This window comes from Pseudomonas sp. 18-147, from assembly GCF_051048045.1.
Classification (GTDB): Bacteria; Pseudomonadota; Gammaproteobacteria; order Pseudomonadales; family Pseudomonadaceae; genus Pseudomonas; species Pseudomonas aeruginosa.
Map to the genome: position 1 here is coordinate 6,268,450 of NZ_CP182296.1, position 25,407 is coordinate 6,293,856.

Here is a 25,407-nt window from a genome sequence, read left to right on the forward strand (position 1 = left end):
CCGGCCTGTTCCTATGTCCCGACTCAATCCCCGGCAGCAAGAAGCCGTGAACTACGTCGGCGGTCCCCTGCTGGTCCTGGCTGGCGCCGGCTCCGGCAAGACCAGCGTGATCACCCGCAAGATCGCCTATCTCGTCCAGCAGTGCGGTATCCGCGCCCAGTACATCGTCGCCGTGACCTTCACCAACAAGGCCGCGCGGGAGATGAAGGAGCGCGTCGGCACCCTGCTGCGCGGCGGCGAGGGCAAGGGCCTGACCGTCTCGACCTTCCACAACCTCGGCCTGAACATCATCCGCAAGGAACACGAACGGCTCGGCTACAAGCCCGGTTTCTCGATCTTCGACGAGTCGGACATCAAGGCGCTGCTGACCGACATCATGCAGAAGGAGTATTCCGGGGACGACGGCGTCGACGAGATCAAGAACTACATCGGCGCCTGGAAGAACGACCTGATCCTTCCGGAGGAGGCGCTGGAAAAGGCCCGCAACCCCAAGGAGCAGACCGCCGCGATCGTCTACCTGCATTACCAGCGCACCCTGCGCGCCTACAACGCGGTGGACTTCGACGACCTGATCCTGCAACCGGTGAAGCTGTTCCAGGAACATCCGGACGTCCTCCAGAAGTGGCAGAACAAGGTGCGCTACATGCTGGTGGACGAGTACCAGGACACCAACGCCAGCCAGTACCTGCTGGTCAAGCTGCTGGTGAAGGACCGCGCCCAGTTCACCGTGGTCGGCGACGACGATCAGTCGATCTACGCCTGGCGCGGCGCGCGTCCGGAAAACCTGATGCAGCTGAAGGAAGACTTCCCTTCGCTGAAGGTGGTGATGCTGGAGCAGAACTACCGCTCCACCAGCCGCATCCTCAAGTGCGCGAACGTCCTCATCGCCAACAACCCGCACGTATTCGAGAAGCAGTTGTGGAGCGAGATGGGCCACGGCGATCCGATCCGGGTGATCCGCTGCCGCAACGAGGACGCCGAGGCCGAGCGCATCGCCATGGAAATCCTCACCCTGCACCTGCGCACCGAGCGGCCGTACAGCGAGTTCGCCATCCTCTACCGTGGCAACCACCAGGCCAAGCTGATGGAGCTGAAGCTCCAGCACCACCAGATTCCCTATCGGCTCTCTGGCGGCACCAGCTTCTTCGGGCGCCAGGAAGTGAAGGACCTGATGTCCTACTTCCGCCTGCTGGTGAACCCCGACGACGACAACGCCTTCCTCAGGGTGATCAACGTGCCGCGCCGGGAAATCGGTTCGGCGACCCTGGAGAAGCTCGGCAACTACGCCACCCAGCGCAAGATCTCGATGTACGCCGCCTGCGACGAGATGGGCCTGGCCGAGCACCTCGACAGCCGTTTCCACGAACGCCTGCAACGCTTCAAGCGCTGGATGGACGGTATCCGCCGACAGTGCGCGGAGAACGAGCCGATCGCCGTGCTGCGCAGCATGGTGATGGACATCGACTACGAGAACTGGCTGCGGCAGAACGCCTCCAGCGACAAGGTCGCCGAATTCCGCATGAGCAACGTCTGGTTCCTCATCGAGGCACTGAAGAACACCCTCGAGCGCGACGAGGAAGGCGACATGACCATCGAGCAGGCCATCGCCAAGCTGGTCCTGCGCGACATGCTGGAGCGCCAGCAGGAAGAAGAGGAAGGCGCCGAAGGCGTGCAGATGATGACCCTGCACGCGTCGAAGGGGCTGGAGTTCCCCTACGTGTTCATCATGGGCATGGAGGAAGAGATCCTGCCCCACCGTTCCAGCATCGAGGCCGACACGGTGGAAGAGGAGCGCCGCCTGGCCTACGTCGGCATCACCCGCGCGCGGCAGAACCTGGCGATGACCTTCGCCGCCAAGCGCAAGCAATACGGCGAGATCATCGACTGCTCGCCGAGCCGCTTCCTCGACGAACTGCCCCCGGAAGACCTCGAATGGGAAGGCATGGAAGACGCCCCGCAAGAGGTCAAGGCGGCCAAGGGCAACGCCGCCCTCGCCGACATCCGCGCCATGCTCAAGCGCTGAGCCCGCCGCGCCTCGACTGTCTCGATTTTCACAAAAGTGTCTTGCCCGATGCCTAGCCTCGGGCGAGGAACTTTTGCCGCTCCACGCGCGACCAAAATTAGCTAGCTAACGAATTCCATTCGAGGACAGCTTCATGTCGAGCAAGAAAGTCGCCGAGATCGTCGTGGAAACCCTGGAAGCCGCCGGCGTCCGCCATTGCTATGGCATCGTCGGCGACACCCTCAACCATGTCACCGACGCCATCCATCGCAGCCAGATCCAGTGGGTCCACGTGCGCCACGAAGAAGCGGCGGCCTTCGCCGCGGGCGCCGAGTCCTACATCAGCGGACGCCTGACCGCCTGCGCCGGCTCCTGCGGACCGGGCAGCCTGCACTTCATCAACGGCGTCTACGAGGCCCAGCGCAACCGCGCGCCGATGGTCCTGATCGCCAGCCAGATCGTTACCCCGCAACTGGGCATGGAGTTTCCCCAGGAGGTCGACTTCAAGGCGGTCTACGCCAGCTGCTCGGTGTTCTGCGAGCAGGTGCACAGCCCGGAACAGGCGCGCCGGGTGGTGGCCCTGGCCTGCCAGGCGGCGCTCAACCGGCGCGGCGTGGCGGTGGTGATCCTGCCGGCCGACATCAGCCAGGCCACGGTGAAGGACGACCTGCCGTTCTCGGTGCATTTCCCGCAACCGGTGCTGCGCCCCAGCGACGCCGAACTGCAGGACGTCGCCCGCCTGCTGGCCCACGGCAAGAAGATCGGCATCTACGCCGGCTCCGGCTGCCAGGGCGCCCACGACCTGCTGGTGGCCCTCGCCGACCGCCTCAAGGCGCCCATCGCGCACACGTCGCGGGCCAAGGACTTCGTCGAGTACGACAACCCCTTCAACATGGGCATGACCGGTATGCTCGGGATCGAGTCCGGCTTCCACATGATGACCGAGTGCGACACCCTCCTGCTGCTCGGCGCCGACTTCGCCTGGGCGCAGTTCTATCCGCAGAAGGCCACCCTGATCCAGGTCGACCGCGATGGCAGTCACCTGGGCCGCCGCCACCCCATCGATCTCGGCGTGGTCGGCGACGTGATCCCCACCCTCGAGGCGCTCTTGCCGTTGCTCGAAGCCCGCGAGGAGCGCAGCTTCCTCGACGAATGCCTGGAGCACCGCGAGCGCTCGCTGCGGACGCTGGAAAAAGAGGAGCAAGCCGGCAAGGGCGAGCTGATCCATCCGCAGCACCTGGTCAGCCTGCTCGACCAGCACGCCAGCGAGGACGCCCTGTTCACCGCCGACGGCGGCTCGGCGATGGTCTGGCTGTTGCGTCACATCCACAGCAACGGCAAGCGCCGCACCCTCACCAGCCTGGTCCACGGCACCATGGCCAACGCCATGCCCCAGGCGCTGGGGCTGAAGAAGGCCTACCCCGAGCGCCAGGTGATCTCGATCTCCGGCGACGGCGGCCTGGCCATGCTGCTCGGCGACCTGCTGACGGCCATCCAGGAAAAACTGCCGATCAAGGTAGTGGTGCTGAACAATGCCTCGCTGAACTTCGTCGAGCTGGAACAGAAGGTCGAGGGCCTGCTGGACAACTACACCGACCTGCTCAACCCGGACTTCGCCCGTCTCGCCGAAGTGATCGGCTTCCACGGACGCAAGGTGACGCGCTCCGAGGAGCTCGAGGCGGCGGTGCAGGAGTTCCTCGCCCAGCCCGGTCCGGCGCTGCTGGACGTGCATACCAACCCTGCGGAGCTGGTGATGCCGCCGAAGATCGAGTTCGGCCAGGTCGCCGACACCGCGCTCTACGCCGCCAAGGCCGTGCTCAGCGGGCGCTTCAAGGACGTCGAGACGCTACTGGTGAACAACCTGCTGAAATGAGCCGGCAGCGGCGCGGCCCGCCTGCCACGGGGCCGCGCCGGGCAGGCGCGGATTCCTGACCGCTCGATCATGTTCGCTCGTCCGAGAGAACGTCGCGCGCGGCGCCGGCTGGCGGTACAATGCCGCGCTTCATCAGCGACAGCCGCTTCGCAGGAAGCCACCCGTGGACATTCTCAAAGACAAAATCCGCTCGGAAGGCATCGTCCTTTCCGAGCACGTACTCAAGGTCGACGCCTTTCTCAACCACCAGATCGACCCGCAGCTGATGCAGCAGGTCGGTCACGCGTTCGCCATGCGCTTCCGCGACCAGGGCATCACCAAGATCGTCACCATCGAGGCTTCCGGCATCGCCCCGGCGGTCATGGCCGGCCTGGAGCTGGGCGTCCCGGTGATCTTCGCCCGCAAGTACCAGTCGCTGACCCTGAAGGACAACCTGTACATCTCCAAGGTGTTCTCCTTCACCAAGCAGACCGAGAGCACCATCGCCATCTCGGCCAAGCACCTGAACGCCCACGACCACGTGCTGGTGATCGACGACTTCCTCGCCAACGGCCATGCCGCCAAGGCGCTGATCGACCTGATCGGCCAGGCCGGCGCGAGCATCGCCGGGCTCGGCATCGTCATCGAGAAATCCTTCCAGGATGGCCGCGCCCTGCTGGAAAGCGAAGGCTACCGGGTCGAGTCCCTGGCCCGGGTGAAATCGCTGGCCGGCGGTCAGGTCGAGTTCCTCGACTGAGCGCCACTCAGCCCCGCTCTTCCTGGCTGGCTCGCAGGCCGGCCAGCAGCAAGCGCTGGTAGAGTTCCTCGCGAAGCCCCTGCGGATCGTCCAGGTCCATGCGCCGCAGATGCGCCGGGTAGGCTTCTGGCTCCGGCGCATCCAGGGTCGCCTTGCCCAGTTCGAGGATCTCGCTCAGCTTCAGCTTGCGCTTGAGCCAACCCAGCGCCCGCAGCAGGTCCTGCTCGACCTCGTCGAAATCGCTGCCCAGGGGAAACTCCGGCAGCGCCGCTGCGTGGGCCTGGTGCAAGGCCTGCAGGCGCTCCGGGATATTGTTGCGATAGCGTTCGGGCAGGACGAAATCCTTCGGCAGCTTGCCGGCCGACTGGGCCTGCTCGGCCAGCGCCTGCTGGAAGCGTGAGTCGGCGATGGCCAGCAGCGCGGCGATCACTTCCGCGTCATTCTTGCCGCGCAGGTCGGCGATCCCGTACTCGGTCACCACCATGTCACGCAAGTGCCGGGGAATGGTGGTGTGGGCGTACTGCCAGACGATGTTCGAACTGACCTCCCCGCCGGATTCGCGCCAGCTACGCAGCATCAGGATCGAACGTGCGCCCTCCAGCTCGTGAGCCTGGGCGACGAAGTTGTACTGCCCGCCGACGCCACTGAGCACCCGGCCGTCCTCCAACTGGTCGGCGACCCCGGCGCCGAGCAGGGTCACGGTGAAGGCGCTGTTGATGAAGCGCGCGTCGCGCCGCTGCAGACGCTTCAGCTCTTCCTGGCGGTACAGGTTGTTGACGAAGCCGATGCCGGTCATGCCGATCCCGGCGCGCTCTTCCAGCGACATCTCGCGCAGGCGCCGGTAGAACGCCAACGGACCGAGGAAAAAGCCGCCGTGCAGCCACACCCCGCCCTCCACCGGCGCCTCACCGCGCTCGGCGGCACGCTGCCGCGCTTCGTCGGGGTAGACCCGGCGGCTCAGCACGCCGGCCTCGGCCAGCGCCAGCAGACCCGGCACGAACATCTCGCTGCAACCGTAAAGCCCCCGGCGGAACGGCTCCAGGCCACCGTCGCGCTCGATCGTCTCGGCCCAGCGCGCACGCACACCCAGCTCGTCGATCAACGCTCGGTAGGTGGCGTTGTCGCGCTGGCGCAGCAGCAGGGCGGCGGTCAGCGCGTCGCCCATCGAGCCGATGCCGATCTGCAGGGTGCCGCCGTCGCGCACCAGCGCGCTGGCGTGGAGACCGATACAGTGATCCTGCAGGTTGACCGGCATGTTCGGCGTGGAGAACAGCCGGCTGCTTTCCGCCGGCGCGTCGATCAGCAGGTCGAATACCGACTCCTCGACCTCGGCGTCGCCCGGCAGGTAGGGCAGGTCATCGTGGACCACGCCGATGGCGACGATGGTCTCGCCAGCGGCGCGACGCTTCTCCAGCATCGGCAGGAGGTCCAGGGTGATATCCGGGTTGCAGGCCAGGCTCAGCTTGCCCGGCCGCTCGGGATGCCGCGCCACCAGCTGGGCCACCGCGTTGACGCCCTTGGCATTGATGTCGCGGGCGACGTGGCTGTAGTTGCAACTGATGTAGTGCTGCTGCGCCGGCGCGCTGTCCAGCAGGCTGCCGGGCTGCAGGTAGAACTCCTCGACACGGATGTTCGCTGGCAGTTCGTCGCGGCGCAGGGCGTGCAGGTAATCCAGCTCCGGGTAGTCGGCGAAGACCCGTTCGGCGAAAGGCTCGAGGAAACGCCGTTGCAGGTCGCCGCCAGCGGCGGGACGCCCCAGGGAAAGCGCGGTATACAGCGTCAGCTGGCGCTCCGGCAGGGTCCGCAGGCGCTGGTACAACGCATTGACCAGTCGGTTGGGCTTGCCCAGCCCGAGGGGCAGGCCCATGCGAATCGGGCCCTCGATGGTCTGCAGCAAGTGATCGACTGCGGCGTCAATGGAACAGGTTCGGCTCAAGACGATGCCCTCCGGCGAATGGGTAGCCGGAAGTTTGGACCCTGTTTGCCGGCGGGACGATCCGCCAGCGGGAAAAACCCGCACCGCGGATACGAAAAAGCCGCCAGGAGGCGGCTTTTCGCGACACTGTCCCGGCGTTGTTACAGACCGGACATATGCTTGATCGCGGCTTTCAGCTCGTCGTCCGAGCAATCGGCGCAGGTGCCTTTCGGCGGCATGGCGTTGATACCGGAAATCGCCTTGGCCAGCAGGCCATCGAGGCCGCCTTGCTCCTTGGCGCGCTTGCCCCACTCGGCCTTGTCGCCAACCTTCGGCGCGCCCAGCAGGCCGGTGCCGTGGCAGGTGTTGCAGGTCTTGCCGACGATGTCTTCGCCGGAACGCGCACCGCCGCCACCGGCGGCTGCCGCGACGGCGCCGACGCCTTCGCATTCCTTGCCTTGTACGCAGACCTTGCCTACCGGCTCGAGGCGCTTGGCGATCGCATCGTCAGTGGTCGTAGCCTGAGCGCTTACAGCCCACAGGGCCAACACGGCAGCTTGGGCCGCCAGCATTTTTTTAATCAGGTTCACCCTTACACCCTCATCGTGGCTTATCACACCCGGGCACGATACCGATCACTGCGGGCCGCGCGGGCGGGCGCAAGTATAACGGCAAAGAAAGCCCGGCAGAAACAATTGCACACCCTCGCAAAGCCTTGCGGCATTAGGTCGCAGCCCCGCATGCCCCTTGTCGGCCGGCGCCCTTCGGGCCCGGCGGGGTCTTGTGCTTCAGGTCAGAAATTTGCGGGCGTGGTGGCGCTGATCAAGCGTGCCGGCACATCGTAGGGATTGCGAAAACGGTGCGGCTTGTTGCTCTCGAAATAGTAGCTGTCGCCGCGCTCGAGCACATAGGTCTCGCTGCCGACGGTCAGTTCCAGGCGCCCGTCGACCAGCACGCCGGCCTCCTCGCCTTCGTGGTTGAGCATTTCCTCGCCGGTGTCGGAGCCCGGCGGGTAGGTTTCGTCGAGGAAGGCGATCGCCCGGCTCGGGTGCGCCTTGCCCACCAGGCGCATGGACACCGCGCCGCTGGAAATGTCGATCAGTTCGTCTGCCTTGTAGACAACCTGGGTATGGCTGTCCTGCTCCAGGTCCAGGGAGAAGAACTCCACCAGGGACATGGGGATACCGCCCAGCACCTTCTTCAGCGAACTGATGGAAGGGCTCACGCTGTTTTTCTCGATCATCGAGATAGTGCTGTTGGTGACACCCGCCCGTTTGGCGAGTTCGCGCTGGGAAAGACCTTTGAGCTTTCGGATGGTTTGCAGACGAGCACCGACGTCCAAGGGTGGAGTCCTCCTTATTCTTCTGGCAGGCAAGGCAAAACGAGGCCGCACACGGCTGGCGACCCCAAGTCGGCCGTATCATGGCAACACTGTTCAGTATTTACAACAGATCGGTCGACATGCCTGCGCAAAGAATTCGGAAAGTTTTTCTCAAGCCCCGGAATAGACGCGCGGCACCCTTTTCAGGTTGCACAGCAGCTGGTAGGGAATGCTGCCGAACTGCGCCGCCAGGGCGCCGACCGGCACGTTCGGGCCCCATAGTTCGACCCGGCTGCCCAGCCCGGCCTGGGGATGGTCGGTAAGGTCGACGGTGAGCATGTCCATCGATACCCGGCCAACCAGGCGCCCCGGCTTGCCGTCGATGAACACAAGGGTGCCGTCGGCGGCGTGGCGCGGATAGCCATCGGCGTAGCCCATGGCGACCACGCCGATGCGCTGGCTACGCTCGGTGCTGTAGCGCGCGCCGTAGCCGACCGGTTCGCCGGCCGGCAGGTCGCGGACGCTGATCACCTTCGATTCCAGGGTCATCACCGGGCGCAAGCGGTCGGCCAGCGGATGTGCGCGCTCGAACGGCGTGGCTCCGTAGAGCAGGATGCCCGGACGTACCCAATCGCTGGGCACCTTCGGCCAGCCGAGCACGGCTGGCGAATTGCGCAGGCTGATCTCGCCTTCCAGGCCCTGGCTAGCGGCCGCGAAGGCGGCGAGCTGTTCCTCGGTGCGCGGGCAATCCAGTTCGTCGGCGCGGGAGAAGTGACTCATCATCACGATCTTCGCCACCTTGCCGCTGGCCCGCAGGCGCTCGTGGGCGGCGCGGAAGTCCTCGGGGAAGAAGCCGACGCGGTGCATGCCCGAATCCATCTTCAGCCAGACGTTCAGCGGGCGGGCCAGGCTGGCGCGTTCGATCGCCTCCAATTGCCAGGCGCAATGCACCACGCACCAGAAGTCGTGGGCGACGATCAGCTCCAGCTCGGACGCCTCGAAGAAGCCCTCCAGCAGCAGGATCGGCTGGCGGATACCGGCCTCGCGCAGCTCCAGGCCCTCCTCGATGCAGGCCACGGCGAAGCCATCGGCCTCGGCCGCCAGCGCTTCGGCACAGCGCACCGCGCCGTGGCCGTATGCGTCCGCCTTGATCACCGCGAGCGCACGGGCGCCGGTGGCCTCGCGGGCCAGCCGATAGTTGTGACGAAGGGCTTGCAGGTCGATCAGGGCACGGGCGGGGCGCATGGCGACGGGTCTCTCTTCAGCGAGGTGCGGCATCGCGCACCTTTCATCAGGCGAAAAAAAGCCCGGCTCTCCGGCCGGGCCAGACAAAACTCAGGGCAGCGCAGCGACCACCGACATCTCTACCAGGATCTCCGGCTCGCAGAGCTTGGCTTCGACGGTGGCGCGCGCCGGCGCGACGCCGCGCGGCAGCCACTGGTCCCAGACGCGGTTCATGCCTTCGAAGTCGGCGTCGATGTCCTTCAGGTAGATGGTCACCGAGAGGATCCGAGTCTTGTCGGTGCCGGCCTCTTCCAGCAGACGCTCGATGGCCGCCAGGGTCTCGCGGGTCTGCTGCTCGACGCCCGCGGACATGTCCTCGCCCACCTGGCCCGCCAGGTAGACGGTGCCGTTGTGGACGACGATCTGGCTCATACGCTCGTTAGTGTGCTGGCGCTGGATGGGCATTCTTGGCGTTCTCCGGGGAATTGCTGTAGCGGGAAATATCCAGGCCTTCGGTACTGATCTGCGGGCGCTTCTTCGCCATCAGGTCGGCCAGGTAGCGACCCGACCCGCAGGCCATGGTCCAACCCAGGGTGCCGTGGCCGGTATTGAGGAACAGGTTGCGGTAGCGGGTGGCGCCGACGATCGGGGTGCCATCCGGGGTCGCCGGGCGCAGGCCGGTCCAGAAGGTCGCCTGGCTGATATCGCCGCCCTCGGGATAGAGGTCGGTGGTGATCATTTCCAGGGTCTCGCGGCGGCGCGGGTTCAGCGACAGGTCGAAGCCGGCGATTTCCGCCATGCCGCCGACGCGGATGCGCTGGTCGAAGCGGGTGATCGCCACCTTGTAGGTCTCGTCGAGGATGGTCGAGGTCGGCGCCATCTCCGGGTTGGTGATCGGCACGGTCAGCGAATAACCCTTCAGCGGATAGACCGGAGCCTTGATACCCAGCGGCTTGAGCAGTTGCGGCGAGTAGCTGCCCAGGGCCAGCACGTAGTGGTCGGCGGTGAGCAATTCGCCGTTGACCAGCACGCCGTTGATGCGGTCGCCGGCGAAGTCCAGGCGCTCGATGTTCTGGCCGAAGCGGAACTCCACGCCCAGGCCCTTGGCCATTTCCGCCAGGCGGGTGGTGAACAGCTGGCAGTCGCCGGTCTGGTCGTTGGGCAGGCGCAAAGCGCCGACCAGCTTGTCGGCGACCTTGGCCAAGGCCGGCTCTACGCGGGCGATGCCATCGCGGTCGAGAACCTCGTAGGGCACGCCGGAGCGCTCGAGCACGGCGATGTCCTTGCCGGCGGCGTCCAGCTGCGCCTGGGTGCGGAACAGTTGGGTGGTGCCGAGGGTGCGGCCCTCGTAGGCGATGCCGGTCTCGGCGCGCAGTTCGTCGAGGCAATCGCGGCTGTACTCGGACAGGCGGACCATGCGCTCCTTGTTCACGGCGTAGCGCTCGGCGGTGCAGTTGCGCAGCATCTGCAGCATCCAGGCGTACTGGCTGGGATCGGAGGTGAGCTTGATGGCCAGCGGCGCGTGCTTTTCCAGCAGCCACTTCATGGCCTTCAGGGGAATGCCCGGGGCTGCCCAGGGCGAAGCGTAGCCGGGAGACACCTGGCCGGCGTTGGCGAAGCTGGTTTCCAGCGCGGGACCGTCCTGACGGTCGACCACCACCACCTCGAACCCGGCACGGGCCAGGTAATACGCACTGGCGGTACCGATGACACCGCTGCCAAGGACCAGAACTCGCATTGTCGCCTCCCACGTCGCGGAGGAACCGCGGACGTTTGTTATTTTGAGCGTGTAGATGCGCGCAGTATAGGAAGAGGCAGGCAGAAATAATCACCAATTTTAGACGGTTACTCAGGTAAAAAACCGGACAATTAGGGGTTTTACCGAGGCGCATCCACCATAAAACTGGAAAAATACCGCATATTTAAATGATCGAACTCAGGCCGGGAGTCGCTTTTTCGGGAAAGCCTGTCGCAGAAGCCATGGAAAACGGCAGGAGTCCCTGAAGGAACCGCTCGCGACAGGAAAAATTCCGCGGACACTGCCCGGCCCTTGCGACCGGAGCAGCGTCCCAGAGCGCTCGCGGAGCCTTCGCGCTATTTCTTCACCCACTTGCCGCCGACCTGGACGTACTGCCCGGCAGGGGTTCTCTCCATCGCCTTCTTGCCGGCCATGGCCTCCACGTCGGCCAGCGAAGCGCCGCTGCTGTTGGCCACCTTCTGGTATTCGGCACGCCGCGCGGCATTGATCTGCGCGGCGATGTCCGCCGCCTGGCCGCTGTTGCTGACCACGCCAAGGTAGCCGTCCGCCTGCTCGCCGACCAGGCCCTGGGCCTTGGCGCCGCCAAGGGCCGACATGGCCTGGCCGAGGTCCATCGCCATGGCGGAAAGGCTGATGCCGAGGGCCAGCAGGGCGATACCGAGTTTGCTACGGGTTGTCATGGATCCGCTCCTTTAGAACAGGCCGCTGTTCTCGTTGATGATGCCGTCCAGAGCCTTGTCGACCTTGATGTAGATCTCGTGCTCGATTTTCACGTTGAGATTGATGTTGATCGGCTCGCTGGGAGCCGCCAGCTGCACGGTGGGCGTGCAGGCCATCGTCAGGCTGCCCAGCAGCAGGACAGCGAATAGAGCGCAGAGGCGCATCGGGGGTTCTCCTGTATGGCTCATGGCGCCGAAGCCTTGCGTTTCTGCATGCGCTCCTGCACACGTTGGCGAATGGTTTCGCTGACCCGGTCGCTCAGTTGCAGGCTGGTCAGCAGTGCCGGGATATCCTCCTCCAGATTGACGTTGAGGTTGACCGGGCGCCCCTTCTCCAGGTCCGGGTTGCTGCCCTGCAAGCGCAGGCCGAGCAACAGCTTGCCGTTCTCATGATAATCGACGCTGCTTTGCAGGACGTCGTAGTGGAAATCGTCGAGGGCATCGGCGACCAGCTTCATCCCCGGGTTGCTGCGCCCCAGCGCCTCGATCTTCGCCGAGCGGAAGCGCAGGTAGCCGGGCTCGCGGGCCTTGACCTGGCCGCCGGAGACGCTGGGCTTCCAGCGGTTCAGCATCAGCGGCAGCTCGCCGTCCAGGGCGCCTTCGCCGGCCAGGCCCTCCGCCGGATAGACCCGGAAAATCTCGCCGAGTTGTATGCCCTGGATACGCAAGGCGAACTTCTGCTCAGCCTGACCCAGGCGGATGCTCCCCGCGGGGACCGAGGCCTGCCCGCCGAACAGGCCGCTCTGCAACGTCTGCCAGCTCAAACGGCCGCTGCCCGGCGCGGAAAGCGGGGCCTCATAGCGCCCGCGGAAACTCACCGGCCCCAGCGGCAGGCCGGGATTGGCCTCGGCCAGGCTCAGGCCGGGGCTGTCCAGGCTCAACTGACCGCCACGCAGGCGCAAGGCCAGGCTGCCGCCCAGCCCCTTCAGCTCGCTGCGGTCGTAGATACCGTCGAGGCCTTTCAGAGTCAGGTCCAGGTCGAGGGACGAGGCGCCCGCCGCATCGAGCTTCCAGCCGGCCGCGGCGGTCGCTCGCCCATTGCCCAGTTCGAGCAGCCCCGGCCAGTCGGCGAGGGTCGCGGCCAGCGGATTGCCGGTACGGAAGAACACCTCGGCCAGCCTGGCGGAGAGCGCCAGGGGCGTCTTCGCGTCGCGCTGCAGCTGGATGTCCGCCGCCAACCCCGCGCCGTTGCTCAGCCGTCCCTTCAGGCTGGTGCGCTCGAGGGTGGTGTCGAGCGGCCCCTCGAAGGTCCAGGCCAACGGTTTGAGGTTGGCCTGGCGGAGTTGTCCGACCTGCGCCTGCAGCGGCCCGGCGAAATGCAGCGCCAGCGGCTGGTAGGCCAGTTCGAGAGCGGCCCCGGCGAGGTCGAGGCGGGGCTGGCCAAGGTGCAGCGTCGACGGCTCGGCCAGGGACGCCGCCTGCAACCGCGCGCCCCTGCCGAAGGAGAGGTTGGCGCGCTGCCCGTCCAGCCGGCCCTCCAGGGGAATCTCCGCGACCAGTCGCTCGGCTTTCCAGCCCAGGTATTGCAGGCGCGGCGCGTCCACCTGCAAGCGACCCTCCACCAGCCTGGCGGCCCACGGCGAGATGCCCAGCAGGTCGAGCCGCGTCTCCAGCTTCAGCGTACTCGCGCCCTCGCTGGTGAACGCCAGGCGCAACGCGGTGACGCTATCGGCATCGCGCTCCAGCGGCTCGCTGCGCAAGCCCAGCGCGCTCGGCCGCAACTCGGCCGGCAGCGCCTGCAACCACTCGCCGTGCAACTGGCTCAGGCGCAAGTCGCTGCGCAGCTGGCGTGGCAACCAGGCGCCCTCGTCTCCATCCAGTTGGACTTGCAGTTCGCCCTGTACATTACCCAGACCGGGCAGCGGCCAGGCTTGCGGAGCCTGCACCAGCAGCGCCGCCGAGCCACCGCCGTCGAGCACCCGGCGCGGCTCCAGCCAGTCGCTGCCAGGCGCCAGGCGGATCGTCCAGTCCGCTTGCAGATGCAGGGCTTGCGGTGCGTCGGGCAGGCGCTGGGCTTCCGGCAACCAGCGATTGAGCCAGACCACCAGGCCACGGGTGTCCGGCAGGCCGGGCGCCTCCAGGCGCCCCTGCCAGAGGCCGTCGCCATCGGACGGCGCGAGCTGGCTGTCCAGCGTCAGCAGCGCCTGCCGGTCGAGTTGCGCGCGCGTCCGCAGGCGCCAACCGGTAGGCTCCTCGAAGAGCTGGGCGTCGAGCTGGGCCTGCTGCGCCTCCTGTTGCAGGCGCAGTTGCGCAGCCAGCGGAAACAGCGCTCCCGACGGGCGGCCGATGTCCAGCCCGCCGTCCTGCTCGCAGCGGCCGGCGGGACAAGGCAGGTCGAGATGGAAGCGTTCGAGGTGGATCTGTTCCGGCAGCCAGGCGAGGGTCTCGCGCAGGGACGTCCAGTCCAGCGCAGCGGAGTCGTCGTCGGAACTCGCGGCAGCCGGTTGCCAGGCGAGCGCCACTTGCTCCACGCGCAGGCCGGGTAGACGCGGACGCCAACCCGACAGCCCGGGCCAGCGCAGCAGCGCGTGTTCCACGTCCAGTCGCAGGCTGGCGCCATCCGCGCCGCGCCGCTCCAGCGCCAGCCGTCGCAGCCCGATGCCTTCGGCGGACAGGCCCAGGCCTTGCCACTCCAGGCGCTCGACACCCTGCTCGCGCAACAGGCTGCGCCAGGCATGCCAGCCGTAGCCGAACGCCAGCAGCAACAGCACTGCAAATACCAGCAGCAACGTCGTCCTTCTGCGCAAACGCATGTCCTACCTCTGTCCGTTGCCGACCCGGCCAAGGGTGGCGGGGCCCTCGTGCAAGATCAAGGCGTTTTCCCTGGCCAGTGTTTTTCCCTGCTTTCGACGTTATATTGGCGGAAAATTTCCGGATTTTCCGAGCCAGACGGGGAGCCTCCATCCATGCGTACCCAGCATCAGAGCAAGCGCGAGCTGGACAAGATCGACCGCAACATCCTCCGCATCCTGCAGGAGGAAGGTCGCATTTCCTTCACCGAGCTGGGCGAACGCGTCGGCCTCTCGACCACACCCTGCACCGAACGCGTGCGCCGCCTGGAGCGCGAAGGCCTGATCATGGGCTATCACGCCCGGCTCAATCCGCAGCATCTGAAGGCCAGCCTGCTGGTGTTCGTCGAGATCAGCCTGGACTACAAGTCCGGCGATACCTTCGAAGAGTTTCGCCGGGCGGTGCTCAAGCTGCCCCATGTGCTGGAATGCCACCTGGTGTCCGGCCACTTCGACTACCTGGTGAAGGCTCGCATCTCGGAAATGGCGTCCTACCGCAAGCTGCTCGGCGACATCCTGCTGAAACTGCCGCACGTACGCGAGTCGAAGAGCTATATCGTCATGGAAGAGGTCAAGGAATCGCTCGACCTACCGGTTCCGGATTGACCCAAGGCACTTTCCGGGAGTCCGCCAGGACTCCCGGCATAGACGGGAAACACCGTCTTTTCTGTACACGATCCCCGCAACACCTCGCAGTTTTTTTCCTTTTTCGCCCTTGGCGAGCGCCTCGACTGACGTTTATGCTCCGTCAAATTTTCCACACATAATAATCAGGATTTCACACATGAACGCCCGCGTTCACCAGCCGGTGCATACCGCCCAACACGCCCCCTCCTACTACGCCGCCACGCTCAACCGACGCATCGAGTGCCCTCCCCTGGCCGGCGAAGAACAGGCCGACGTGTGCGTCGTCGGCGGCGGCTTCTCGGGAGTGAACACGGCGTTGGAACTGGCCCAGCGCGGCTTCTCCGTGGTCCTGCTGGAAGCGCACCGGATCGGCTGGGGCGCCAGTGGACGCAATGGCGGCCAGTTGATCCGCGGCGTCGGCCATGACGTCGAGCAGTTCCTCCCGGTGATCGGCGCCGACGGCGTGAAGGCACTCAAGCTGATGGGCCTGGAGGCGGTGGAGATCGTCCGTCGCCGGGTCGAGCAGTACGCCATCGACTGCGATCTGCGCTGGGGCTACTGCGACCTGGCGAACAAGCCCGGCGACTACCAGGGCTTCCGCGAGGACATGGAGGAACTCCAGGCCCTCGGCTATCGCCACGAGATGCGCCTGGTGCCGGCCGCGGAGATGCGCAGCGTGGTCGGCTCCGATCGCTACGTCGGCGGCCTGGTGGACATGGGCTCTGGCCACCTGCACCCGCTCAACCTGGTCCTCGGCGAAGCCGCCGCTGCCCAGTCGCTGGGCGTCCGCCTGTTCGAGCGCTCGCCGGTGACGCGGATCGACTACGGCACGGAAGTCCAGGTGCATACCGCCACCGGCAAAGTGCGGGCGAAGACCCTGGTGCTGGGCTGCAACGCCTACATGAACGACCTCAACCCGCTGCTCGGCGGCAAGGTACTGCCGGCCGGCAGCTACGTGATCGCCACCGAACCGCTGGACGAGAAACTGGCCCGCCAACTGCTGCCGCAGAACATGGCGGTGTGCGACCAGCGCGTGGCCCTCGACTACTACCGGCTCTCCGCCGACAACCGCCTGCTGTTCGGTGGCGCCTGCCATTATTCCGGCCGCGACCCCAGCGACATCGCCGCCTACATGCGGCCGAAGATGCTGGAGGTATTCCCGCAACTGGCGAACGTCCGCATCGACTACCAATGGGGCGGCATGATCGGCATCGGCGCCAATCGCCTGCCACAGATCGGCCGCCTGCCGGGGCAGCCCAACGTGTACTTCGCCCAGGCCTATTCCGGACACGGGGTGAACGCCACGCACCTCGCCGGGCAGTTGCTCGCCGAAGCCATCGGCGGCCAGCAGAGCGACGGCTTCGACCTGTTCGCCAAGGTGCCGCACATCACCTTCCCCGGCGGCAAGTTGCTGCGCTCGCCACTGCTGGCGCTGGGCATGGCCTGGTACCGGCTGAAGGAAAAACTCGGTAGCTGAGCCCATCCGAGGCTCGGTGGATTCTGAAAAAATCAGGCGGGGCATCGCTCTTCCGAGGAAAACTCCTAGAATTCGCACGACCGGGATGAGCCGGTCGTTCGAGTTTCCACGGGAGATATCCTTGCTTCGCCGATTCCTCCTGCTGGCCCTCCTGGCCCTCTCCGGCTGCGCCAGCACTCCTCCGCCGCAACCGTCGTCGGCACTGCCCGCCGAGGGTACCTGGCTGGCCAGGCAGGCCGAAATCCAGGGACGCGACCACCCCGGCCAGTCCGGCTTCCACCTCCTGGGCGCCAGCGAGGATGCCTTCGTCGCCCGCGCGGCGCTGATTCGCGCAGCCCAGCGCAGCCTCGACATCCAGTACTACATCGTCCACGACGGACTGACCACGCGCGCCCTCGCCTACGAGTTGCTCAAGGCAGCCGACCGTGGCGTGCGGGTACGCATCCTCATCGACGACACCGCCAGCGATGGCTGGGACTACGAGATCGGTGTGCTCTCCGCCCAACCGAACATCCAGGTGCGCCTGTTCAACCCGTTGCACCTGGGCCGCGCCACCGGCATCACGCGAGGCGTCGGCCGCCTGTTCAACCTGTCCCAGCAACACCGGCGCATGCACAACAAGCTGTGGCTGGCCGACGGCACGGCGGCCATCGTCGGCGGACGCAACCTCGGCGACGAGTATTTCAACGCCAAGCCGGAGATGAACTTCACCGACCTCGACCTGCTCGGCGTCGGCCCCATCGCCAACCAGCTCTCGCACAGCTTCGACCAGTACTGGAACAGCGCCATCAGCCGGCCGATCGAGGATTTCCTCTGGCGCGCGCCCTATCCCGGCGAACTGGAGTCGGCCCGACGCAAGTTGCAGCGCTACCTGCGCAAGGAGTCGGTGAAAGAGTCCGGCTACATCCGCCACCTGTTCGACCGCGGCGACCAGCCACGCCTGGGCAACTGGCTGGAGAATCTCACCTGGGCCCGCGCCGAGGCGATCTGGGATGCGCCGCTGAAGGTATTGAGCCGCGGCGAGCCCGACCCGCACCTATTGCTCAGTCCGCACCTGGCGGGCCTGTTCAAGGGCGTGCAGAAGGAACTGATCCTGGTCTCGGCGTATTTCGTTCCGGCCAAGGACGGTCTCAACTACCTCACCGGCAAGGCCGACAGCGGCGTCCGCGTGCGCCTGCTGACCAACTCCCTGGAAGCCACCGACGTGCCCGCCGTGCATGCCGGCTACGCGCCCTATCGGATGGCGCTGCTTGAGCATGGCGTTAAGCTCTACGAGCTGCGCGCCAATCCCGACCAGCCGCTGAGCGGCGCGCCCTGGCGCCTGCACGGATCGAGCAGCGCCAGCCTGCACAGCAAGGCGATGGTCTTCGACCGGCGCAAGGTATTCATCGGTTCGTTCAACTTCGATCCGCGCTCGATCCTGTGGAACACCGAAGTCGGGGTCATCGTCGACAGTCCGCTGCTGGCCGAGCAGGTCCGCCAACTGGCGCTGGAGGGCATGGCGCCGAGCGTCAGCTACCAGGTGCGCATCGACCGCAGCGGTAGCCGGCCGAAGCTGGTCTGGATCGACGAACGCGACGGCCGGCCCCAGGTCCTGCGCCACGAGCCGGGCAGCCTGTGGCGACGCCTGAACGCCTGGGTCGCGGGAATGATCGGACTGGAAAAGATGCTCTGAGGGTCACTCGGAGGCTTCCAGGCCGGTCGCCTCGTCGCCCGCCGGAATCGCCCCGCGCAGCCGCACCAGCACCACGAAGCCCGCCGCGCCGAGCGCCATCATCAACGGCAGGGCGTGACCGCTGATCCACTGGCTGGCGGCGCCGGTGGCCAGCGGGCCGAGCAGGCAGCCGATGCCCCATAGCTGCGCGACATGGGCATTGGCCCGGACCAGGGCATCGTCTCGGTAGCGCTCGCCGATCAGGATCAGCGCCAGGGTGAACAACCCGCCGGCGCTGGCCCCGAACAGCACCAGCAGCGGCCAGATCAACGACGTCTGCAGCAGCAGGGGAATCGCCAGGCTGCTCAGCAGCAGCACCAGGCCGCAGCCGCCGAACAGGCCGCTGCGCGAGACCCGGTCGGCGAGCCAGCCGATCGGCAGCTGCAACAATGCATCGCCCACCACCACGGTACTGACCATGGCCAGCGCCACCGCTTGCGGAAAGCCCTGGCGCAACCCGTATACCGGCAGCAGGGTGAGGATCATCGCCTCGAAGGCAGCGAACAATACCACCGCCCAGGCGATCGCCGGCAGACCCCGGCAGAAGGCCCACAAACCGCGCCCGGAGGCACTGTGCGGATCGACCCTGGGCGCACCGCTGCGGCCCAGCAGCAGCAACGAGCCAGCAATCAGCAGGCAGACGCCGAACCAGAAGCCACGGTCGTCGGCGGTACCGATGAAGGTCAGCAGTACCGGCCCGGACAGTTGGCTGAGGGCGTAGCCGGTGCCGTACAGCGCGACCAGCCGGCCACGCCACTTCTCCACCGCCAACTGGTTGATCCAGCTTTCCCCGAGGATGAACACCACGGTGAGCTGCACGCCGATCAGCAGGCGCAGCAACAGCCATACCGGGTAGCTCTGCAGCAGCGCCAGCAGGCCGACGGAGGCTGCCCCGGTGAGCAGGCACAACTGCATCAGCCGCGGCGTGCCGACGCGCGCGGCGAGGCGCCCGGCGATCATCGCGCCGAGCAGCACGCCCACTGCCGGCGTGCTGGCCATCACGCCGATGGCGAAACTGCCGTAGCCCCAGCTCTCCAGGCGCAACGAGACCAGCGGCATGGTCAGGCCAAGGGCGAGGCCGATGCTGATGACTGCGGAACAGACGGCGAAATAGCTTCCCCAACGCATTGCGATTCTCCCGTTGGCACCCCGGAAGCCTTGCCGGGGCGAGCGGATATATCCGGCGCACGAAGCACAGCGGCCGGGCTTCCAGAAGGAAACCCGGCCGCGGGTGTGGCTCGAGAGAGCCGGCCCGGAAGGGCCGACCTAGGCGATCAGAGCTTGATCCAGGTCGCCTTCAGCTCGGTGTACTTGTCGAAGGCGTGCAGCGACTTGTCGCGACCGTTGCCCGACTGCTTGAAGCCGCCGAACGGAGCGGTCATGTCGCCGCCGTCGTACTGGTTGACCCAGACGCTGCCGGCGCGCAGGGCCTTGGCAGTCAGGTGCGCCTTGGACAGGTTGCTGGTCCAGACCGCCGCCGCCAGCCCATAGGGCGTGTCGTTGGCGATGCGCACGGCTTCCTCGGCATCCTCGAACTCGATCACCGAGAGCACCGGGCCGAAGATTTCCTCGCGGGCGATCTTCATCGCATTGGTCACGCCGTCGAAGATGGTCGGCTCGACGTAGGTGCCGCCGGTTTCTTCCAGGGTCCGCTTGCCGCCGGCGACCAGCTTGGCGCCGTCGTTGTGACCGGCCTCGATGTAGGACAGCACGGTGTTCATCTGCTGGGTGTCCACCAGCGCGCCGACGTTGGTTTCCGGATCCAGCGGGTTGCCCGGTTTCCAGCCCTTGAGGGCCTCGATCACCAGGGGCAGGAACTTGTCCTTGATGGAGCGCTCCACCAGCAGGCGCGAACCGGCGGTGCAGACTTCGCCCTGGTTGAAGGCGATGGCGCCGGCAGCGGCTTCGGCGGCGGCCTTCAGGTCCGGGGCGTCGGCGAAGACGATGTTCGGGCTCTTGCCGCCGGCCTCCAGCCAGACGCGCTTCATGTTCGACTCGCCGGCATAGACCATCAGTTGCTTGGCGATCTTGGTCGAACCGGTGAACACCAGGGTGTCGACATCCATGTGCAATGCCAGCGCCTTGCCTACCGTGTGGCCATAGCCCGGCAGCACGTTGAACACGCCTTTCGGAATGCCGGCCTCGACGGCCAGCTGGGCGATGCGGATGGCGGTCAGCGGCGACTTCTCGGAGGGCTTGAGGATCACCGAGTTGCCGGTGGCCAGGGCCGGACCGAGTTTCCAGCAGGACATCAGCAGCGGGAAGTTCCACGGCACGATGGCGGCGACCACGCCGACCGGCTCGCGGGTCACCAGGCCCAGCTCGGCATGGGGAGTGGCGGCGACTTCGTCATAGATCTTGTCGATCGCCTCGGCGCTCCAGCGCAGGCTGTTGGCGGCGCTGGCGACGTCGATGTGCAGCGAGTCGCTGATCGGCTTGCCCATGTCCAGGGTTTCCAGCAGGGCCAGCTCCTCGGCGTTCTCCAGCAGCAGATCGGCGAAGCGGATCATCGTCTGCTTGCGCTTGGCCGGCGCCAGGCGCGACCAGGCGCCGGAATCGAAGGCATTGCGGGCGACCTTGACCGCCTGCTCGGCATCGGCCAGGTCGCAACTGGCGACCTTGGCCAGGAAGCGGCCATCCACCGGGCTCAGGCAGTCGAAGGTCTCGCCGGAGGCGGCGTTACTGTATTCGCCGTTGACGAAGGCACGGCCTTCGATCTTCAGGTCTTTGGCGCGGGCTTCCCAGTCGGCGCGGGTCAGGGTGGTCATGACAACGTGTCCTCTTATTGGTGTTCTGGGCGCCTGGGAGACAGGCGCGCTGTCAGATTCTGCAAGGCGGGCGCGCGGCCCGTGGTGTCCGCCACCCTAAACCAGAGCAGCGCCTGTTTTCAATATATTTGACAGGAACCCCTCTAACTCCCTTGTCACGTTCATTATTTTAAACATAGACTCGCCCGGACTAGCGTCTTCATCCCTCGCGTGCAACCTGGGTGGCCCTATGACAATGAATAACGAGCCGCAGTCGAGCAGCCTCGACAACTTCTGGATGCCCTTCACCGCCAACCGCCAGTTCAAGGCGCGGCCGCGCCTGCTGGAAAGCGCCGAAGGCATCCACTATATCGCCCAGGGCGGGCGCCGCATCCTCGACGGCACCGCCGGCCTCTGGTGCTGCAATGCCGGCCACGGCCGGCGCGAGATCAGCGAAGCGGTGGCCCGGCAGATCGCCACCCTCGACTACGCCCCGCCGTTCCAGATGGGTCACCCGCTGCCGTTCGAACTCGCCGCGCGGCTGGCGGAAATCGCCCCGCCGAGCCTGAACAAAGTGTTCTTCACCAACTCCGGCTCGGAATCGGCGGACACCGCGCTGAAGATCGCCCTTGCCTACCAGCGCGCCATCGGCCAGGGCACCCGCACCCGCCTGATCGGCCGCGAACTGGGCTACCACGGGGTCGGCTTCGGCGGCCTGTCGGTAGGCGGTATGGTCAACAACCGCAAGGCCTTCTCCGCCAACCTGCTGCCGGGGGTCGACCACCTGCCGCACACCCTGGACGTCGCCCGCAACGCCTTCACCGTCGGCCTGCCCGAGCATGGCGTGGAAAAGGCCGAGGAGCTGGAACGCCTGGTGACCCTGCACGGCGCCGAGAATATCGCCGCGGTGATCGTCGAGCCGATGTCCGGCTCGGCCGGCGTGGTGCTGCCGCCCAAGGGCTACCTTCAGCGGCTGCGCGAGATAACCCGCAAGCATGGCATCCTGCTGATCTTCGACGAAGTGATCACCGGTTTCGGCCGCGTCGGCGAAGCCTTCGCCGCGCAGCGCTGGGGCGTCGTCCCGGACCTGCTGACCTGCGCCAAGGGGCTGACCAACGGCAGCATCCCGATGGGCGCCGTATTCGTCGACGAGAAGATCCACGCTGCCTTCATGCAAGGCCCGCAGGGCGCCATCGAGTTCTTCCACGGCTATACCTATTCCGGCCATCCGGTAGCCTGCGCCGCCGCCCTGGCGACCCTGGACATCTACCGTCGCGACGACCTGTTCCAGCGGGCCGTCGAACTGGAAGGCTACTGGCAGGACGCGCTGTTCAGCCTGCGCGACCTGCCCAACGTGGTCGACATCCGCGCCGTAGGCCTGGTCGGCGGCGTGCAACTGGCGCCGCACGCGGACGGCCCCGGCAAGCGCGGCTACGACGTCTTCGAGCGCTGCTTCTGGGAGCACGACCTGATGGTCCGGGTGACCGGCGACATCATCGCCATGTCGCCGCCGCTGATCATCGACAAGCCCCACATCGACCAGATCGTCGAGCGCCTGGCCCAGGCCATCCGCGCCAGCGTCTGATCCAGGCGGGCGGCTGGCGCCGCCCTGCCCCCCAACTGGCCAGAACCACAAGAACCGAGAGTCAGCATGAACATCGAACAGATCGTCGACTTCGCCCAGGCCAACAGCGCCCCGGAGCACTACAGCCCGGCGCCGGAGAAAATCCTCAAGGGCGACCCGAAACAGAGCGTGCGCAACCACTACGGCAGCCCCTGCGGGCAGTTCAACGCCGGTATCTGGGAAGGCGCCGTGGGCCAGTGGACGGTGAACTACACCGAACACGAGTACTGCGAGATCATCCAGGGCGTCTCGGTGCTGCGCGACCGGCACGGCAACGCCAAGACCGTGCGCGCCGGCGACCGCTTCGTGATCCCTGCCGGCTTCCAGGGCACCTGGGAAGTGCTCGAAGCCTGTCGCAAGGTGTATGTGATCTTCGAAGCCAAGGCCTGAGCCCCGGCTTCATCCAGAATGCTTGTTACCCTTGCCCGCCACCTGGCGGGCTTTTTTGTGCGCGGCCCGGGGTTCGTACGCCGGAAATGAAAAAGCCCGCCAGGGGCGGGCTTTTCGCAAGGTGCCGGATCAATTACTTGATCTTGGCTTCCTTGTAGATCACGTGCTGACGAACAACCGGATCGTACTTCTTGATCTCGATCTTCTCAGGCTTGGTACGCTTGTTCTTGTCGGTGGTGTAGAAGTGGCCGGTACCGGCGCTGGACACCAGACGAATCAATTCACGCATGATTCAGCTCCTTAGAATTTTTCGCCGCGGGCACGCAGGTCAGCCAGGACGGCCTCGATGCCACGCTTGTCGATGATACGCATGCCCTTGGCGGAAACGCGCAGACGTACGAAGCGCTTCTCGGACTCGACCCAGAAACGGTGGTGCTGCAGGTTCGGCAGGAAACGGCGGCGGGTTTTGTTGTGTGCGTGGGAAATGTTATTCCCGGTAACCGGACCCTTACCGGTTACTTGACAGACTCTAGACATGCCTCAGCCCTCTATAACCTCATGCCCAACCCGGCATGGGTTGGCTGCTTTAACTCAAGTTCGATACTCAGTTTCACCGGGGTCTTACCCGCTGCATCCCGACGAAGGAGAGCGTGGCCCCAGAAAAGAGCGCAGCTTTATATCAGAAAGGCGCCCCGCGCCGCAAGGGTGAAGACCATGGCGCAGCCGCGGCCCGCCTCACTGCGGGCTTCGCACCGCGGCCGTTCGTCGCCTTGCCTCGTTGTCGCTGCCCGCCGCATGGTCTAGGGTAGCGATTCAAGGTCGCCAACGGCCTTGCATGACTGCGCCCAACCGCTGCGGATGGGCATGTTAACCGTTCGAATGGAGCCCGTCATGCGCCTCGCCGCTTTCTCCCTGTTCCTCGCCCCCCTGCTGCTCGCCCAGCCCGCCGCCGCTGCCGCCTTGAGCGTGTGCACCGAAGCCAGCCCCGAGGGCTTCGACGTGGTCCAGTACAACTCGCTGACCACCACCAACGCCTCGGCCGATGTGCTGATGAATCGCCTGGTCGAGTTCGACGCCGGCAAGGGGACGGTGGTGCCCTCGCTGGCCGAGCGCTGGTCGGTGTCCGACGACGGCCTGAGCTATCGCTTCGACCTGCGCCAGGGTGTGCACTTCCACAGCACCGCCTACTTCAAGCCGAGCCGTACGCTCGACGCCGACGACGTGGTGTTCAGCTTCCAGCGCATGCTCGATCCGGCCAATCCCTGGCACAAGGTGGCGCAGAACGGCTTCCCGCACGCCCAGTCGATGCAACTGCCGGAGCTGATCAAGCGGGTGGAGAAAAGCGGCGACCACCAGGTGCTGTTCGTTCTCGACCACCCCGACGCGACCTTCCTGCCGATGCTGAGCATGGGCTTCGCCTCCATCTATTCGGCGGAATACGCCGACCAGTTGATGAAGGCCGGAACCCCGGAAAAGCTCAACGCCGAGCCGATCGGCAGCGGCCCGTTCGTGTTCAAGCGCTTCCAGAAGGACGCGGTGGTGCGCTACGCCGCCAACCCCGAGTACTTCGCCGGCAAGCCGGCGGTCGACGCGCTGATCTTCGCCATCACCCCGGACGCCAACGTGCGCCTGCAGAAGTTGCGCCGCGGCGAATGCCAGATCGCCCTGTCGCCGAAGCCGCTGGACGTGGAGAGCGCGCGCAAGGACGCCAGCCTGAAGGTCGAGCAGACGCCGGCCTTCATGACCGCCTTCGTCGCCCTCAATACCCAGCATCCGCCGCTGGACGATCCCAAGGTGCGCCAGGCGATCAACCTGGCCTTCGACCGCACCAGCTACCTGCAGGCGGTATTCGAAGGCAGCGCCAGTGCCGCCACCGGCATCTATCCGCCGAACACCTGGAGCTATGCCAGGGATATTCCCGCCTACCCGCACGCTCCCGAACAGGCGCGCAAGCTGCTGGCCGGCAAGCAGCTTCCCGAGCTGAACATCTGGACCCGCCCGTCCGGCAGCCTGCTCAACCCCAACCCGAGCCTCGGCGCCCAACTGCTCCAGGCCGACCTGGCGGAGGCCGGGATCAAGGCCAACATCCGCGTCATCGAATGGGGCGAGTTGATCCGTCGCGCCAAGAACGGCGAACACGACCTGCTGTTCATGGGTTGGGCAGGCGACAACGGCGATCCGGACAACTTCCTCACTCCGCAATTCAGCTGCGCCAGCGTCAAGTCGGGGCTCAACTTCGCGCGCTATTGCGACCCCGGCCTGGACAAGCTGATTGCCGACGGCAAGGCCGCCAGCAGCCAGGAACAACGCACCGGCCTGTACCACCAGGCGCAGAAACTGATCCACGAACAGGCGCTCTGGCTGCCCCTGGCCCACCCGACCGCCTTCGCCCTTACCCGCCAGGAGGTGCAGGGCTACCAGGTCAATCCGTTCGGTCGCCAGGATTTCTCTCGGGTCGCCGTGAAACGCTGAAGGCCACGCCCGGGAGAA

The 25,407-nt window shown here is 66.1% G+C and carries 22 protein-coding genes; 9 read left to right on the plus strand and 13 right to left on the minus strand.

The features are described from left to right. Positions 1-13 precede the first annotated feature (13 nt). From rep to ACM0M4_RS29580, 3 genes are all read left to right on the plus strand, one after another. On the plus strand, positions 14-2,023 hold the full coding sequence (rep, locus tag ACM0M4_RS29570) for a DNA helicase Rep (protein ID WP_003110454.1): 2,010 nt from the start codon (positions 14-16) through the stop codon (positions 2,021-2,023). Positions 2,024-2,156: 133 nt separating this feature from the next. Then, positions 2,157-3,875 carry a thiamine pyrophosphate-dependent enzyme gene (locus ACM0M4_RS29575; RefSeq protein WP_003098265.1) on the plus strand — a complete coding sequence of 573 codons (1,719 nt, stop codon included), beginning with the start codon at positions 2,157-2,159 and terminating at the stop codon, positions 3,873-3,875. A 163-nt stretch (positions 3,876-4,038) separates the two neighbouring features. After that, entirely contained in the window at positions 4,039-4,611 is a 573-nt protein-coding gene (locus ACM0M4_RS29580) for a xanthine phosphoribosyltransferase (protein WP_003096508.1), read from the plus strand. Between the two features lie 7 nt (positions 4,612-4,618). On the opposite strand, the gene ACM0M4_RS29585 is transcribed toward ACM0M4_RS29580, so the two are convergent. The 9 genes from ACM0M4_RS29585 to ACM0M4_RS29625 form a co-directional block, all read right to left on the minus strand. Continuing rightward, the gene (locus tag ACM0M4_RS29585) at positions 4,619-6,478 is read right to left on the minus strand and encodes an acetyl-CoA hydrolase/transferase C-terminal domain-containing protein (protein ID WP_074231240.1); all 1,860 of its coding nucleotides are present in this window, start codon (positions 6,476-6,478) and stop codon (positions 4,619-4,621) included. A gap of 209 nt (positions 6,479-6,687) precedes the next feature. After that, positions 6,688-7,116: a c-type cytochrome gene (locus ACM0M4_RS29590; RefSeq protein ID WP_003096511.1), complete on the minus strand. Its 429-nt coding sequence runs from the start codon at positions 7,114-7,116 to the stop codon at positions 6,688-6,690. Positions 7,117-7,319: 203 nt separating this feature from the next. Then, positions 7,320-7,868 (minus strand): cupin domain-containing protein, encoded by a 549-nt coding sequence (locus ACM0M4_RS29595; RefSeq protein WP_003096513.1) that lies wholly within the window; start codon positions 7,866-7,868, stop codon positions 7,320-7,322. A gap of 150 nt (positions 7,869-8,018) precedes the next feature. Further along, positions 8,019-9,092, minus strand: a complete 1,074-nt coding sequence (gene alr, locus ACM0M4_RS29600) for an alanine racemase (protein ID WP_003096515.1) — start codon at positions 9,090-9,092, stop codon at positions 8,019-8,021. A gap of 90 nt (positions 9,093-9,182) precedes the next feature. Beyond that, positions 9,183-9,536, minus strand: coding sequence for a RidA family protein (locus ACM0M4_RS29605; protein ID WP_003098273.1), 354 nt, complete (start codon positions 9,534-9,536; stop codon positions 9,183-9,185). Further along, on the minus strand, positions 9,511-10,809 hold the full coding sequence (gene dadA / locus ACM0M4_RS29610; protein WP_003098274.1) for a D-amino acid dehydrogenase: 1,299 nt from the start codon (positions 10,807-10,809) through the stop codon (positions 9,511-9,513). Before dadA ends, ACM0M4_RS29605 begins: the two co-directional genes overlap by 26 nt. 356 nt (positions 10,810-11,165) lie before the next feature. Then, on the minus strand, positions 11,166-11,510 hold the full coding sequence (locus tag ACM0M4_RS29615; protein WP_003098276.1) for a YdbL family protein: 345 nt from the start codon (positions 11,508-11,510) through the stop codon (positions 11,166-11,168). Between the two features lie 12 nt (positions 11,511-11,522). Then, positions 11,523-11,714, minus strand: a complete 192-nt coding sequence (locus tag ACM0M4_RS29620) for a YnbE family lipoprotein (protein ID WP_003096523.1) — start codon at positions 11,712-11,714, stop codon at positions 11,523-11,525. A gap of 20 nt (positions 11,715-11,734) precedes the next feature. Continuing rightward, positions 11,735-14,302, minus strand: coding sequence for a YdbH domain-containing protein (locus ACM0M4_RS29625; RefSeq protein WP_004352312.1), 2,568 nt, complete (start codon positions 14,300-14,302; stop codon positions 11,735-11,737). A gap of 153 nt (positions 14,303-14,455) precedes the next feature. On the opposite strand from ACM0M4_RS29625, the gene dadR reads away from it, so the two are divergent. The 3 genes from dadR (at position 14,456) to ACM0M4_RS29640 (ending at position 18,117) form a co-directional block, all read left to right on the plus strand. Continuing rightward, positions 14,456-14,944 (plus strand): transcriptional regulator DadR, encoded by a 489-nt coding sequence (gene dadR, locus ACM0M4_RS29630; protein WP_003096535.1) that lies wholly within the window; start codon positions 14,456-14,458, stop codon positions 14,942-14,944. Between the two features lie 178 nt (positions 14,945-15,122). Next, positions 15,123-16,442 carry an NAD(P)/FAD-dependent oxidoreductase gene (locus tag ACM0M4_RS29635; RefSeq protein WP_003098280.1) on the plus strand — a complete coding sequence of 440 codons (1,320 nt, stop codon included), beginning with the start codon at positions 15,123-15,125 and terminating at the stop codon, positions 16,440-16,442. A gap of 85 nt (positions 16,443-16,527) precedes the next feature. Further along, the gene (locus ACM0M4_RS29640; protein ID WP_054375764.1) at positions 16,528-18,117 is read left to right on the plus strand and encodes a phospholipase D family protein; all 1,590 of its coding nucleotides are present in this window, start codon (positions 16,528-16,530) and stop codon (positions 18,115-18,117) included. A gap of 3 nt (positions 18,118-18,120) precedes the next feature. Here the strand turns inward: ACM0M4_RS29640 and ACM0M4_RS29645 are convergent, their stop codons facing one another. Both ACM0M4_RS29645 and ACM0M4_RS29650 read right to left on the minus strand, forming a co-directional pair. Beyond that, entirely contained in the window at positions 18,121-19,284 is a 1,164-nt protein-coding gene (locus tag ACM0M4_RS29645; protein ID WP_054375765.1) for an MFS transporter, read from the minus strand. A 146-nt stretch (positions 19,285-19,430) separates the two neighbouring features. Continuing rightward, positions 19,431-20,924 carry an aldehyde dehydrogenase gene (locus ACM0M4_RS29650; RefSeq protein WP_003098285.1) on the minus strand — a complete coding sequence of 498 codons (1,494 nt, stop codon included), beginning with the start codon at positions 20,922-20,924 and terminating at the stop codon, positions 19,431-19,433. Positions 20,925-21,153: 229 nt separating this feature from the next. On the opposite strand from ACM0M4_RS29650, the gene ACM0M4_RS29655 reads away from it, so the two are divergent. Then, positions 21,154-22,488 (plus strand): aspartate aminotransferase family protein, encoded by a 1,335-nt coding sequence (locus ACM0M4_RS29655; RefSeq protein WP_004352308.1) that lies wholly within the window; start codon positions 21,154-21,156, stop codon positions 22,486-22,488. Positions 22,489-22,554: 66 nt separating this feature from the next. Continuing rightward, a complete protein-coding gene (locus ACM0M4_RS29660) occupies positions 22,555-22,917 on the plus strand; it encodes a cupin domain-containing protein (protein ID WP_003096551.1) in 363 nt (120 codons plus the stop codon). A gap of 133 nt (positions 22,918-23,050) precedes the next feature. On the opposite strand, the gene rpmG is transcribed toward ACM0M4_RS29660, so the two are convergent. Both rpmG and rpmB read right to left on the minus strand, forming a co-directional pair. Further along, positions 23,051-23,206 carry a 50S ribosomal protein L33 gene (gene rpmG, locus ACM0M4_RS29665; protein WP_003096555.1) on the minus strand — a complete coding sequence of 52 codons (156 nt, stop codon included), beginning with the start codon at positions 23,204-23,206 and terminating at the stop codon, positions 23,051-23,053. An 11-nt stretch (positions 23,207-23,217) separates the two neighbouring features. Next, positions 23,218-23,454 carry a 50S ribosomal protein L28 gene (gene rpmB / locus ACM0M4_RS29670; RefSeq protein ID WP_003096556.1) on the minus strand — a complete coding sequence of 79 codons (237 nt, stop codon included), beginning with the start codon at positions 23,452-23,454 and terminating at the stop codon, positions 23,218-23,220. 354 nt (positions 23,455-23,808) lie between these two features. On the opposite strand from rpmB, the gene ACM0M4_RS29675 reads away from it, so the two are divergent. Next, a complete protein-coding gene (locus ACM0M4_RS29675) occupies positions 23,809-25,389 on the plus strand; it encodes an ABC transporter substrate-binding protein (RefSeq protein ID WP_003098288.1) in 1,581 nt (526 codons plus the stop codon). Positions 25,390-25,407 lie beyond the last annotated feature (18 nt).